Consider the following 12,189-nt stretch of genomic DNA (forward strand, 5'->3'; position numbering starts at 1 on the left):
CGTGGCTTCTCCTCCCACGCTGGTGGGAGGATTTTACTAAGGCGGTAGCTATGTGCGAATTGCTCGGGATGAGCGCGAATGTCCCAACGGATATCTGTTTTAGTTTTACCGGGCTGGTGCAGCGTGGCGGTGGAACCGGACCGCACAAAGATGGCTGGGGCATCACTTTTTATGAAGATAAAGGCTGCCGCACCTTCAAAGATCCGTTACCGAGCTATAACTCGCCAATTGCCCGTCTGGTGCAGGAATACCCCATCAAATCACATTCGGTGGTGGCGCATATTCGCCAGGCCAACCGGGGTGAAGTGTCACTGGAAAATACCCATCCGTTTACCCGTGAGTTGTGGGGCCGTAACTGGACCTACGCCCATAATGGCCAGCTGAAAGGCTATCGTCAGCTGGAGACCGGCCATTTCCGGCCGGTGGGTGAAACCGACAGTGAAAAAGCCTTCTGCTGGATCCTGCATAAACTGACCCAGCGTTATCCGCGCACACCGGGGAACTGGCCCGCGGTGTTTCGCTATATCGCGGAGCTGGCGACGGAGTTACGGCAGAAAGGGGTGTTTAATATGCTGCTGTCGGACGGACGTTATCTGATGGCGTTCTGTTCCACCAATCTGTTCTGGATCACCCGTCGCGCGCCGTTTGGCAAAGCCAAGTTGCTCGATCAGGATGTGGAGATTGATTTTCAACAGCAGACTACACCGCAGGATGTGGTGACGGTGATCGCGACGCAACCGCTGACGGGGAATGAAACCTGGCACCGGATAGTGCCAGGTGAGTGGGTATTATTTTGCCTGGGAGAGCGCCAGGAATGATTTTGAAGCAGCGTCTGGCGCGGTCATCACCGCCGGACTGCTGTTTACCGCGTACTGGCCGGTGCCGGTGACGTTCACCGTCGGTGGTTGATGGTACTTAACAAAGTACGCATAACCCGGCTGCAGCTGACGCCAGAAGCTGGCGTAAGTGGAGTAGCGGTGGCGCTGCATGTTGCTGTCGGTCATGCGGAACGGGAAGATGCTTAACGACACTTCCTGCTGCCCGTTACGCAGCGCAGCGTTAACGTAGGTGTAGATCTCATCCATATAGGCGTTGGTCATGGCATAGCAGCCAATGGATTTACAATCGCCATGGATCATCAGATATTTGCCGTTGTAACCATTGTCGCGGTCAAATTGGTTCGGAAAACCGGTATTGATCGCACGATAATAATGACTATCTGGTTTTAACTGATTCAGTTTGACGCTATAAAAACCTTCCGGGCTTTTAAAATCCCCTTCACGGCGTTTGGGACCCAAACCGCCAGAGAAATTACAAATGCGGTAGCTGTCCAGCAGACGATATTCATTACCGATCTTGCCGTACAGTTCCAGCGTGCGCTCTTCCTTGAAAATCTGAATATAAACCGGGGTGCCAAGTAATTGTTTTTTTAGTTCTTTGCTTACCGGAGCCTCGGGATTAACTGGCTCGGGATTGATTGCCCAGCTAAGGACCGGCATAAAAATCATCGCAAGCAAGAATGCGATTCTGCCCATTCTGTGTGTACCTTGAAGTGAAGAGGAACTGTGACGCATAACGTCTCTTATTGCATTATCGGAAATATCCGCTACCGCAGCGCAACATTAACATTGTCTGGCGTTTAATCAAGCCAGTGTCTGAGAAAATAACCCTTTACCACAGGGATTACGGCGATAAATTTGTAAACTTTAATGCCTGCCCCGACAAATATTGCCGATATTTTTCGATGCTGTATACTTATCCAGTATTCGGAGGGGGTATGCGTAAGATCATTCATGTCGATATGGACTGCTTTTTCGCGGCGGTTGAAATGCGCGACGATCCCTCTTTGCGTGATATCCCGATCGCCATCGGTGGCAGCCGGGTGCAACGTGGTGTGATCAGCACCGCCAACTACCCGGCACGCGAATATGGCGTGCGCAGTGCCATGCCCACCGCTACCGCGCTGAGACTGTGCCCACACCTCCGTCTGCTGCCCGGCCGCTTCGAAGCTTATAAAGAGGCTTCCCGCCAGATCCGCGACATCTTCGCGCGCTACACCTCGCTGATTGAACCGCTGTCGCTGGATGAAGCTTACCTTGATGTCACCGATAGCCCGCATTGCCAGGGATCAGCCACGCTGATGGCGCAGGCGATTCGCGCCGATATTCTGCGTGAAACCCAGCTCAGCGCCTCGGCAGGGATCGCGCCAATCAAGTTTCTCGCCAAAATTGCCTCCGACCTGAATAAGCCGAATGGCCAGTTTGTGATCACGCCGCAGGCGATGCCTGATTTTTTGCTGACGCTGTCACTGAGTAAAATTCCCGGCGTCGGCAAGGTGTCGGCGAAAAAGCTGGAAGAGATGGGGCTACGTACCTGCGGCGATGTGCAGCAGGCCGATCTGGCGCAACTGCTCAAACGCTTCGGCAAATTTGGCCGGGTGTTGTGGGAACGCAGCCACGGCATTGACGAGCGCGGTGTGGTGGTGGAGCGGGAGCGTAAATCGCTCGGCGTTGAGCGTACCCTGATGGAAGATATTCACAGCTGGGAACAATGCCTTGAAATTATTGATTATCTTTATGAAGAGCTGGATCGTCGTCTGACGCGTATCCGCCCGGATAAACTGATCGCCCGCCAGGGGGTAAAGCTGAAGTTTAATGATTTCCAGCAGACGACCCAGGAGCATATCTGGCCAGTGCTGAATAAAGAAGACATGATTGCGGTGGCACGCAAAACCTGGGACGAACGCCGCGCCGGGCGTGGCGTCAGGCTGGTGGGATTACATGTGACGCTGGTGAATCCACAGCTGGAAAGGCAATTATTATTGGGATTGTCGTAGCGGCGCGATTTATCGCGCGTCTTTCGGGCTGCGGCACGGAAAACAACGCGCGATAAATCGCGCTGCTACGGATATGGGGCGGATTTACCCACCCCCACTTGTTATTTATTGCCGTACTTCGCTTCCAGCGTGGCAAACCAGGGTGCGACGAAATCGTGGTTCTCACCCCAGCCTGGGATGATTTTGCTCAGCGACGCCACGTTCACCGCACCCTGCTCGCTGCTCAGCTGCTGCTGAGTAATCGAGGAAGCCTTAAACTCGTAGCTCGCCGGAGTGTTTTCACCGGCAATCTTATTCGCCACCAGACGCATATTCACTGCGCCAATGGTTTTCGGATCCACAGCCACCGTCTGCACCCACGGGCTGTTTTTCTCGTGCATCAGCTGCAGATCCTGGTTGGAGACGTCAATGCTGTACAGTTTGATCTCAGTACGGCCATTCTCCTGCAACGCTTTGTAGGCACCCTGGCTGAAGGCATCCCAGGAACCCCAGATCGCATCAATTTTGCCTTTCGGGTACTTCGCCAGAATCGCACCAATCTTGTTAGCCGTATCGCCCTGCACGTCAGAAGAGACCGCCCCGATCGATTCCAGCTGATGGATGCCTGGATTTTCCTTCATCAGTTTTTCATACACTACCTGACGACGATCCATGGCCGGGAAGCCAGCGACCCACAATTTGACGATATTCGCCTTACCGTTAAAGTCTTTGATCAACTGACCCAGCGATTCCTGCGCCAGTGAGGCGTCATTCTGTGCGGTGACCGTCACGCCGTTCACCGGTGTATCAACCGGGGTATCAAACACCGACACCTTGATTCCGGCATCGGCAATGCGTTTTACCAGTGCGGTAGAGTAGGGTTCTTTACCGTGCGACAGAATGATGCCGTCATATTTCTGGCTGATCGCCTGGCTAACGAAATCCTGGAAACGCGCATCATCGCCGTTGCTCAGGAAGGTGCTGACTTTGAAGCCCAGCTTACGTCCCTGCTGGATGGCACCGGCCACAAACTGGGTGGTGTTATCGTCAGAACCGAGGTTACGGATAATGGCGATACGCACCGGTCCCTGATGATTAGCGATGGCGGCAGGTACCGGCACCACGGTGTCGGCAAAGGCGGCGCTGACATTCAGCAGGCTTACGGCCAGCAGCGAAAGGGTAATTTTTTTCATGTTGTTCTCTTTCTTCAGGGAAGCGCCTTAGCGGCGCTGAATATAGGTAATCGCCAGGGCCAGAGCCAGCACCAGGCCTTTAATAATGTCCATGGCGTAGTAGGGCACGGAAAGCATCACCAGTCCGTTTTGCAGCACACCAAGGATGATCGCGCCGACCAGGGTTCCGAGCGCATTCGGTTTGCCGGAACCGGCCAGCGAGAAGCCGATCCACGCCGCCGCCACCGCATCCATCAGGTAACCGCCACCGGCATTCACCTGCGAGGAACCAATACGCGAAGCCAGCAGAATGCCACCGACCCCGGCCAGCAGTGACGAAATCACATAAGCCAGCACGCGATAACGGTTGGTACGGATACCGGAGAGACGTGCCGCTTCCGGATTGCCACCGAGGGCATACATCCGGCGGCCATGTTTGGTCAGCGACAGCGCCAGCTGCGCCACGATGGTCACCACCAGCATGATAATGACGATGGTTGGCACCTGGCCGAGCAGGTTGAAGCCAGCCGGAATAGCGCCTTCCGCCATATCCCCGTTCGGCATCACCATATTTTCGGTAATGGAGCCACCAAAGCTGTAGGTCATCGCCACGCCCTGAACCACAAACAACGTTGCGAGGGTCGCCAGCATGTCGGGAATGCGCAGAATCACAATCAGGAAGCTGTTAAACAACCCGACCAGGGTGCACAGCAGCAAGGTAATGACGATGGCTTCGGTGGAGTTGAAGCCGTACCAGACGAACAGTGAAATCACCAGCGCATTCGCCAGCGAGGCGGTAGAGCCGACAGACAGGTCAAAGCCGCCAATGGTCAGCGAAATCGACACGCCAATCGCAATCACCGTGACAATGGCGATGGAGCGCAGAATGTTGATGATGTTGGCAGGCTCAAGGAAGCTGTCTGAGGCAAGACCAAATGCGGCGATCAGGATCACCACCGTCAGCAACATGCCCCATTTATAGAGAAAATCAAATAGTTGATGGCGCAGAGAAGGCTGCGGGTTCAGGATGATATCTTTGCTGCTCACGCAGGGGTTCCTCCGGTGGAATAAAGCAAAAGCGTCTCTTCTGTGGCCTCACGACCTTCCATTTCTGCCACAATGCGCCCGTCCCAGAGCACACAAATACGGTCGCACAGGCCCACCAGCTCGGAAAACTCACCCGAGGCATAGATGATGCCTTTGCCTTCCCGCGCTAAACCGTCGATCAGGCTGAACAGATCGGTTTTGGCCTTGATATCGACCCCTTTGGTCGGTTCATCAAAAATCAGCACATCGGCGTTATTACGCAGCCATTTACCAATCGCCACTTTCTGCTGATTACCACCCGACAGGCGGCGCAGCGTCTGCGCGGGGCCGGTGGTGCGCACGTTGAGGCGGTTAATCACCTCTTCTGCCCAGCGCCATGCCTGGCGGTGGCCAAACAGGCTCCAGCGGGAAAAACTGTTATCGGCGCTGACGCTGAGGTTCATCGTCACCGATTCATCGATAAAGATGCCTTCTTTACGGCGTTCTTCTGGCACCAGCGCCATACGATTTTCCACCGAGTCATGTGGTGAACGCGGACGCCACGGTTTGCCATGCAATTCGCCGCGACTGACGCGGCTTTTGTTCGCGCCAAACAGCGCTTTGCACAGCTCGGTTTTACCGGCTCCGGCTAACCCGGCGATGCCGAGGATTTCACCTTTATGCAGGCGCAGCGAGATATCCTGGAGCAACTGGTCATCATGCAGACCTTCCACTGACAGCAGCAGAGGCTGTTGCTGACGTTCACGGCGCGGCGGATACACATCGGTTAACTGGTGGCCGAGCATCTTCTCCACGATTTGCTCGCCGCTCAGTGCCGCCATCGGGGCGGTTTCGATCAGGCGTCCATCGCGCAGCACCGTCAGCTGGTCACAAATTGCTTTCAGTTCGTGAATGCGGTGGGAAATAAACACCACGCCAATGCCATTGTCCTGTAAACGACGAACCACGCTAAACAGACGCTCGCTTTCATGCTGGTCGAGCGGCGCGGTCGGTTCATCAAGGATCAGGAAGCGGCAGTGATGGGAGAGGGCGCGGGCCAGCAAAATCTGCTGCTTTTCCGCCAGTGAGCAGCGCTCCACCAGGCGTTTGACGTCAATATTCACTTCCAGCTGGGCCAGCAGCGCGCGCGCCTGGCGGCGGATTTCGCCCCAGCGATAGCCGTGGCCCGGTTCGGCCAGCTGATCGAGCAGGATGTTTTCCGCCACACTGAGCTGCGGCACCAGCGCCACGTCCACTTCCTGCTGTACCAGGTGGATACCCAGCTTTTTGGCATCACGCGGGGAGCGAATGGTGACGGGCTGATCATCGAGCAGGATCTCGCCGTGATAATGGCTGTGCGCGCCAGAGAGCACGGCCATCAGCGTCGATTTTCCTGCACCGTTGGCACCGGTCAGTGCATGCACCGAGCCGCCGTCGGTGACAAAGTCCACCTCGGTCAGCGCGGCAAAACCGCCAAAAGCGATGGAGATATTACGCATCTCCAGGCGGTTAATCGCACTCATGGACGGGGCCTTTTAAAAAGAGAAGTGGGCGCATTTTTTCCTGAACATCCAGGCTCGGCAACAAACGAAAGCGCATAAGCTAGCACAAAATCGTATTAGCCATCCAGACATCCGGGCGTAACGGCGTCTAAAACTGGCAGCAGACAGACGTGATAGTGAAAGAAGGGGGTAAGGTTGCGATTTGTTAGCAGATTATGCTGGTTTGTTAACAGGCATAAAAAAACCAGGCCGAAGCCTGGTGAGTGACTTAACCAAATAATTACACTTTTTCTGGCACCACGTTGAGCAGCGAGGTCAGCAGTTGCCAGTAAAGGCCAACGCTTGCCACATGAACCTGCTCATCCGGTGAGTGCGGACCGGTGATGGTAGGGCCAATGGAGACCATATCCATCTCAGGATAAGGTTTCTTGAACAGACCGCATTCCAGACCTGCGTGGATCACCTGGATGTTTGGTGTCTTGCCAAACAGGGCTTCGTAAGTCTTCCGCGTCAGCGCCATGATCGGCGAATCAGCATCCGGCTGCCAGCCTGGGTAGCCGCCTTTAGGCGCAGTTTTGGCACCGGCCAGTTCACCCAGCGACGTCAGCACTTCTACCACGTAATCTTTACCGGTATCGATCAGCGAACGAATCAGGCAGATGATTTCTGCATTGTCCTGATCCATGGTCACCACGCCAACGTTGAGCGAGGTTTCCACCACGCCTTTGGCCACGTCTGAATTGCGGATCACGCCGTTCGGGGTGGTGTTCAGCAGGTTAAGGAAACGATCACGGCAGTCAGCAGTCAGCGCCTGGCCCTGATGCGCCAGCGGTTCGCTCAGCAGCGTGATGTTTTTCTCTTTAATGCCCAGCTCGTTTTGCAGCGTGGCCTGGAAATGTGCCGCCGCTGATTTCAGGGCATCCACTTTGTGGCTGTCGATAGCCAGCGTCGCAAAGGCTTCACGCGGGATGGCGTTACGCAGCGTACCACCGGTGAATTCAATCAGGCGCGCATCCAGCGAACGAGCATGTGCCGCCAGGAAGCGTGCCAGCAGCTTGTTGGCATTGCCCAAACCCAGGTGGATATCCGCGCCAGAGTGACCGCCTTTCAGCCCTTTCAGCGTCAGACGCAGGGTTTCATAACCGGCAGGCACCGCTTCACGGGTCAGGGGCAGGGTGGTGATAAAGTCGATACCACCGGCGCAGCCCATATAGATCTCACCTTCTTCTTCGGAGTCGGTGTTGATCAGGATATCGGCTTGCAGCCAGTTCGGTTGTAAACCAAAGGCACCATCCATGCCGGACTCTTCCGTCATGGTCAGCAGCACCTCAATCGGGCCGTGTGTCAGGCTGTTGTCAGCCAGCACCGCCAGCGCCGATGCCATACCGATACCGTTATCGGCACCCAGTGTCGTCCCACGCGCTTTTACCCATTCGCCATCCACATACGGCTGAATCGGGTCTTTGGTGAAGTCATGCACCGTGTCATTGTTCTTCTGCGGCACCATGTCGAGGTGAGCCTGCAGTGCAACCGGTGTGCGTTTTTCCATGCCTTTGGTGGCGGGTTTACGAATCAGGATGTTTCCGACCTGATCGCGCTCCACCCAAAGTCCCTGCTCTTTGGCCCAGCCAACGATGTATTCGGCCAGGGCTTCTTCATGGTAAGACGGGTGTGGAATGGAGCAGATTTTGGCGAAAATATCCCACAGTGGCTGGGGTGAAAGTTGCGACAATTCAGACACAACGCGTCTCCTGTGTCAGCGTGGCGGACGAGCCGCTCGCACGCGGGGTTCCAGTGAAAGATCGCCGTCAGCTCATCTGACGTGATGGGCCTGAGAATACCACTGTTTCTGACAGGGTGCGTAATCAGCCGCGCTAAAAAGCCGCAACCGATGCGTCAGATGCTGGTTTTTAACGCGACAGATCCTTATAATCTCGCGCAACCTTTTCCCCCTTGCACATTTTTAAGCCAACTTCAATTGGCCGGGACTCCTTTTATGAGCGAAAAATACGTCGTCACCTGGGACATGCTACAGATCCATGCCCGTAAACTGGCCCAGCGCCTGCTTCCTGTGGAACAGTGGAAAGGTATCATCGCGGTAAGCCGTGGTGGTCTGGTTCCGGCATCGCTGCTGGCACGTGAACTTGGTATTCGCTATGTCGATACCGTGTGCATCTCCAGCTACGATCACGATCACCAGCGCGAAATGACGGTGCTGAAGCGTGCCGAAGGTGATGGTGAAGGCTTTGTGGTGATTGACGACCTGGTGGATACCGGTGGCACCGCTCAGGCGATCCGCGATATGTATCCTAAAGCACGTTTTGTTACCATCTTTGCTAAGCCTGCCGGCCGCGCGCTGGTGGACGATTATGTTGTCGATATTCCGCAGAACACCTGGATTGAACAGCCGTGGGACATGGGCGTGGTCTACATTCCCCCCATCGTCAAAAGCTGATTGACGCAACGCAAACAACGCCCGATTTCTCGGGCGTTGTGCTTTCTGTCTTATCGCACAGCACCGCAGTGTGCAGTAAACTGATCTTCGCCTGACTGCCGCAGAAGAGAGTTTACGATGTCCAGCAAAAATCTCAGTGAAGAGCTGTTTAAGCCACGTTTCAAACATCCTGAAACGTCTTCTCTGGTGCGACGTGAGCACCATCATCCCATCCAGGTTCATACCGCGCTGGAGGGCGATACGCAGCATTGCTGGTATCGCATGCTGAATAAGCTTTTGTGGACGTGGCGTGGCCTGTCTCCGCAGGAAATCAGCGAAGTGCTGGCGCGTATCGCCATCTGCAATCTTGAACACACCAGCGATGCGCTGCTCGATACGGTAATTGGTTACCGTGGCGGTAACTGGAACTTCGAGTGGACGAAGCAGGCAGGGATGTGGCAGCAGGAAGCGATGCAGAGCGACAACCCTGATCAGGCTGGCCAGCACTGGCTGCATGCCGCAAACCTCTACAGCCTTGCGGGTTATCCGTATATTAAAGGCGATGAACTGGCCGATCAGGCACAGGTGCTCGCCAATCATGCCTATGAAGAAGCGACGCAGCGGCTGGCTGGTGAACTGAAAACCCTGACCTTTCCCATCAGCGGTGGCAGCCCGGTAACGGGCTTCCTGCATATGCCAGCGCAGGCGCAGGCACCCTATCCGACGGTGATGTTATGCGGTGGTCTGGATTCGTTGCAGATTGACCATTATCGCCTGTTCCACGATTACCTCGCACCGCGCGGCATCGCGATGCTGACGCTGGATATGCCGTCAGTCGGTCTCAGCAGCAAATGGACGCTGAATCAGGATACCAGCCAGCTGCATCAGCAGGTTTTACGCGAGCTGAGTAACGTGCCGTGGGTTGATCACACCCGTGTGGGGTTGTTTGGTTATCGTTTCGGGGCCAATGTCGCGACGCGGCTCGCTTATCTGGAGGTGCCGCGTCTTCGTGCCGTGGCGACGCTGGGAGCGATGGTGCACGGCGTGTTTGTCGATGAACAGCGTCAGGACCAGCTGCCAGATATGTATATGGATATGCTGGCGAGCCGCCTGGGCATGTCATCCACTCCGGACAATAATCTGCGCACGGAACTCAATCGTTACTCCCTGAAAGTACAGGGATTGCTGGGACGTCGCACGCCGATACCCATGCTGGCGGCATACTGGAACAACGATCTGTTTAGCCCGGAGGAGGATACGCGCATGATTGTCAGCTCCTCGGCCCAGGGGAAAGCACTGCTTATTCCGGCTGCTCCGGTTTTCAGCAGTTTCGACAAAGCGCTAAATCAGATTTGCGACTGGCTGGCAAAGCAGTTAAAAGACTAAGTAGTGATCGTTACAAGGTCTGTTAACCAGTTAAGGGAGAATTAGCATGTCGTTACCGAGTGGTCACCCCCGTAGTCGCCTGCTTAAGCGTTTCACTGAGCTGGGGCCGTACATCCGTGAAGGTAAATGCGAAGAAACACGCTTCTTTTTCGATTGCCTCGCGGTGTGCATTAATGTGAAACCGTCACCGGAAAGCCGTGAGTTCTGGGGCTGGTGGATGGAACTGGAAGCACAGGAAGATCACTTTACCTACCAATACACTTTTGGTTTGTTTGATAAAGCGGGGAACTGGAGTGCCTCAGCGATCAAAGGCAAAGACAACAACGCTAAAGTAGAAGAGACGCTGCGCAACTTCCACGAGCGTCTTAAAGCCACACTTCATGAACTGAAGCTGGATCTCAAACCTGCTGCCGGATTCGATGAGCAGCCGGTAAAGTTAAGCGCCTGACGGCGACAAAAAAGGGCAGGTGATGAGCCTGCCCTTGGTTTCAGACACATTGAGGGTAAAGCTACATCAGAACTGGTAAGTCATGCCCACTGCAACCACGTCGTCGCTGTTGAGTGCCAGTTTGTTGTCGTCAGACAGCTGGTTGATTTTGTAATCCACCATCACAGACATGTTTTTGTTGAAGTAGTAAGTCGCACCCACGTCGATGTATTTCACCAGGTCGGCATCGCCGATACCGTTTTCGATATCTTTGCCTTTGGTCTGTACGTAACCCAGTGACGGACGCAGGCCGAAATCAAACTGATACTGTGCCACCAATTCGATGTTCTGCGCTTTGTTTGCTGCACCAGAAACGGACGCACCCTGATAAGTTCCGCTGATCGGGGTCATGTTGCGGGTTTCGGTGTAGATAGCCGCCAGATATACGCTGTTGGCGTCATATTTCAGACCAGCACCCCAGGATTCAGCTTTCTGGCCTTTACCGTAGGTACGGGCTTCCTGCTGATTGGTACGGTCAGAAGAGGTGACGGCACTGATGGCGCTGATGCCGGTATCACCAAAGGTGTAACCCAGTGATGCACCGTAACCGTCGCCGTTCTGACGAGAAGTATCGGTTGCGCTACCACGGGCGTTGGCGCTGGTGGAGTCGTTTTTGCCCTGGTATTGCAGTGCAAAGCGCAGACCATCAACCAGGCCAAAGAAGTTGTTGTTACGATAAGTGGCTACGCCAGTGGCGCGCTGGGTCATGAAGTTATCCGCACGCGCAGTACCGTCGCCGCCGAATTCCGGGAATACGTCGGTCAGGCCTTCCACGTCATACAGCACGCCGTAGTTACGACCGTAGTCAAATGAACCGTACTGGCTGAATTTCAGACCAGCAAAGCCCAGACGGGTTTTGTTGCCGGTGTTAGCGTCTGTACCTTCAGAGTTGTTGACGTTGTACTGATATTCCCACTGGCCGTAACCGGTCATCAGGTCGTTAATCTTGGTCTGACCTTTGAAGCCGATACGGACGTAAGATTTGTCACCATTTGAGCTTGCGTTGTCGCTCATATAGTTTTCAGCTTTAACCTTGCCGTAGAAGTCCAGTTTGTTACCGTCTTTGTTATAAACTTCAGCGGCGTGCGCAGTTGATGCCAGAGCCAGCGCTGATACGACTAATGCCAGTTTGCTTTTCATCATTTTGCTATCAATCCCAATGAGTAAAATTTGTTGTGCCCCTGAAAGGGCTTGTAATAAAACACGGGGACTTTTTACCGGTTGGCGATGAAAGTTTTATGACAGTTTTTCTGATTTCTTGTTAATCGCGAACTTTTGGTCTAGCGCATTGTCCGGGGATTTTTGTGCTTTTCCCCCGGTGGCTGTTGGCTTCCATGCTCACTCCTGATAAAACGTCCCTTCGCAGA

General features: G+C 54.6%; 11 protein-coding genes. 5 read left to right on the top strand and 6 right to left on the bottom strand.

Annotated elements, in window-relative coordinates:
* Positions 1-50: 50 nt before the first annotated feature.
* Positions 51-818, top strand: coding sequence for a class II glutamine amidotransferase (locus CUN67_RS04045; RefSeq protein ID WP_208714110.1), 768 nt, complete (start codon positions 51-53; stop codon positions 816-818).
* Here CUN67_RS04045 and dpaA read toward each other — a convergent pair.
* Entirely contained in the window at positions 789-1,535 is a 747-nt protein-coding gene (gene dpaA / locus CUN67_RS04050; RefSeq protein WP_208714111.1) for a peptidoglycan meso-diaminopimelic acid protein amidase, read from the bottom strand. The genes CUN67_RS04045 and dpaA overlap by 30 nt on opposite strands.
* Positions 1,536-1,777: 242 nt before the next feature.
* Between dpaA and dinB the strand changes: the two genes are divergently transcribed.
* Positions 1,778-2,836 carry a DNA polymerase IV gene (gene dinB, locus CUN67_RS04055; protein ID WP_208714112.1) on the top strand — a complete coding sequence of 353 codons (1,059 nt, stop codon included), beginning with the start codon at positions 1,778-1,780 and terminating at the stop codon, positions 2,834-2,836.
* Positions 2,837-2,937: 101 nt separating this feature from the next.
* Here the strand turns inward: dinB and CUN67_RS04060 are convergent, their stop codons facing one another.
* The 4 genes from CUN67_RS04060 to pepD form a co-directional block, all read right to left on the bottom strand.
* Complete coding sequence (locus CUN67_RS04060; protein WP_208714113.1) at positions 2,938-4,008, bottom strand: sugar ABC transporter substrate-binding protein; 1,071 nt, start codon at positions 4,006-4,008, stop codon at positions 2,938-2,940.
* A 27-nt stretch (positions 4,009-4,035) separates the two neighbouring features.
* Positions 4,036-5,034: an ABC transporter permease gene (locus CUN67_RS04065; RefSeq protein WP_208714114.1), complete on the bottom strand. Its 999-nt coding sequence runs from the start codon at positions 5,032-5,034 to the stop codon at positions 4,036-4,038.
* Complete coding sequence (locus CUN67_RS04070; protein WP_208714115.1) at positions 5,031-6,536, bottom strand: sugar ABC transporter ATP-binding protein; 1,506 nt, start codon at positions 6,534-6,536, stop codon at positions 5,031-5,033. The genes CUN67_RS04065 and CUN67_RS04070 overlap by 4 nt, the downstream gene beginning before the upstream one ends.
* Positions 6,537-6,795: 259 nt before the next feature.
* Positions 6,796-8,256 (bottom strand): beta-Ala-His dipeptidase, encoded by a 1,461-nt coding sequence (gene pepD, locus CUN67_RS04075; RefSeq protein ID WP_208714116.1) that lies wholly within the window; start codon positions 8,254-8,256, stop codon positions 6,796-6,798.
* 255 nt (positions 8,257-8,511) lie between these two features.
* Here pepD and gpt point away from each other — a divergent pair, with 255 nt between their 5' ends.
* The 3 genes from gpt to crl all read left to right on the top strand — a co-directional run bounded on the left by gpt (position 8,512) and on the right by crl (position 10,783).
* Positions 8,512-8,970 carry a xanthine phosphoribosyltransferase gene (gene gpt / locus CUN67_RS04080; protein WP_208714117.1) on the top strand — a complete coding sequence of 153 codons (459 nt, stop codon included), beginning with the start codon at positions 8,512-8,514 and terminating at the stop codon, positions 8,968-8,970.
* A 117-nt stretch (positions 8,971-9,087) separates the two neighbouring features.
* Positions 9,088-10,335 (top strand): esterase FrsA, encoded by a 1,248-nt coding sequence (frsA, locus tag CUN67_RS04085; protein ID WP_208714118.1) that lies wholly within the window; start codon positions 9,088-9,090, stop codon positions 10,333-10,335.
* A 46-nt stretch (positions 10,336-10,381) separates the two neighbouring features.
* Complete coding sequence (crl, locus tag CUN67_RS04090; RefSeq protein ID WP_208714119.1) at positions 10,382-10,783, top strand: sigma factor-binding protein Crl; 402 nt, start codon at positions 10,382-10,384, stop codon at positions 10,781-10,783.
* A gap of 66 nt (positions 10,784-10,849) precedes the next feature.
* Here the strand turns inward: crl and CUN67_RS04095 are convergent, their stop codons facing one another.
* Positions 10,850-11,965, bottom strand: coding sequence for a porin (locus CUN67_RS04095; RefSeq protein ID WP_208714120.1), 1,116 nt, complete (start codon positions 11,963-11,965; stop codon positions 10,850-10,852).
* Positions 11,966-12,189: the final 224 nt, after the last annotated feature.

Origin of the sequence: Pantoea cypripedii, assembly GCF_011395035.1 — a bacterium.
GTDB classification, from domain to species: Bacteria; Pseudomonadota; Gammaproteobacteria; order Enterobacterales; family Enterobacteriaceae; genus Pantoea; species Pantoea cypripedii_A.

What these genes read in the sequence shown, in the direction of transcription:
- CUN67_RS04060 (WP_208714113.1), bottom strand. Translation starts at nt 4,008, where the DNA reads ATGAAAAAAATTACCCTTTCGCTGCTGGCCGTAAGCCTGCTGAATGTC.
- crl (WP_208714119.1), top strand. Translation starts at nt 10,382, where the DNA reads ATGTCGTTACCGAGTGGTCACCCCCGTAGTCGCCTGCTTAAGCGTTTC.
- gpt (WP_208714117.1), top strand. Translation starts at nt 8,512, where the DNA reads ATGAGCGAAAAATACGTCGTCACCTGGGACATGCTACAGATCCATGCC.
- dpaA (WP_208714111.1), bottom strand. Translation starts at nt 1,535, where the DNA reads ATGGGCAGAATCGCATTCTTGCTTGCGATGATTTTTATGCCGGTCCTT.
- CUN67_RS04095 (WP_208714120.1), bottom strand. Translation starts at nt 11,965, where the DNA reads ATGATGAAAAGCAAACTGGCATTAGTCGTATCAGCGCTGGCTCTGGCA.
- dinB (WP_208714112.1), top strand. Translation starts at nt 1,778, where the DNA reads ATGCGTAAGATCATTCATGTCGATATGGACTGCTTTTTCGCGGCGGTT.
- CUN67_RS04070 (WP_208714115.1), bottom strand. Translation starts at nt 6,536, where the DNA reads ATGAGTGCGATTAACCGCCTGGAGATGCGTAATATCTCCATCGCTTTT.
- frsA (WP_208714118.1), top strand. Translation starts at nt 9,088, where the DNA reads ATGTCCAGCAAAAATCTCAGTGAAGAGCTGTTTAAGCCACGTTTCAAA.
- CUN67_RS04045 (WP_208714110.1), top strand. Translation starts at nt 51, where the DNA reads ATGTGCGAATTGCTCGGGATGAGCGCGAATGTCCCAACGGATATCTGT.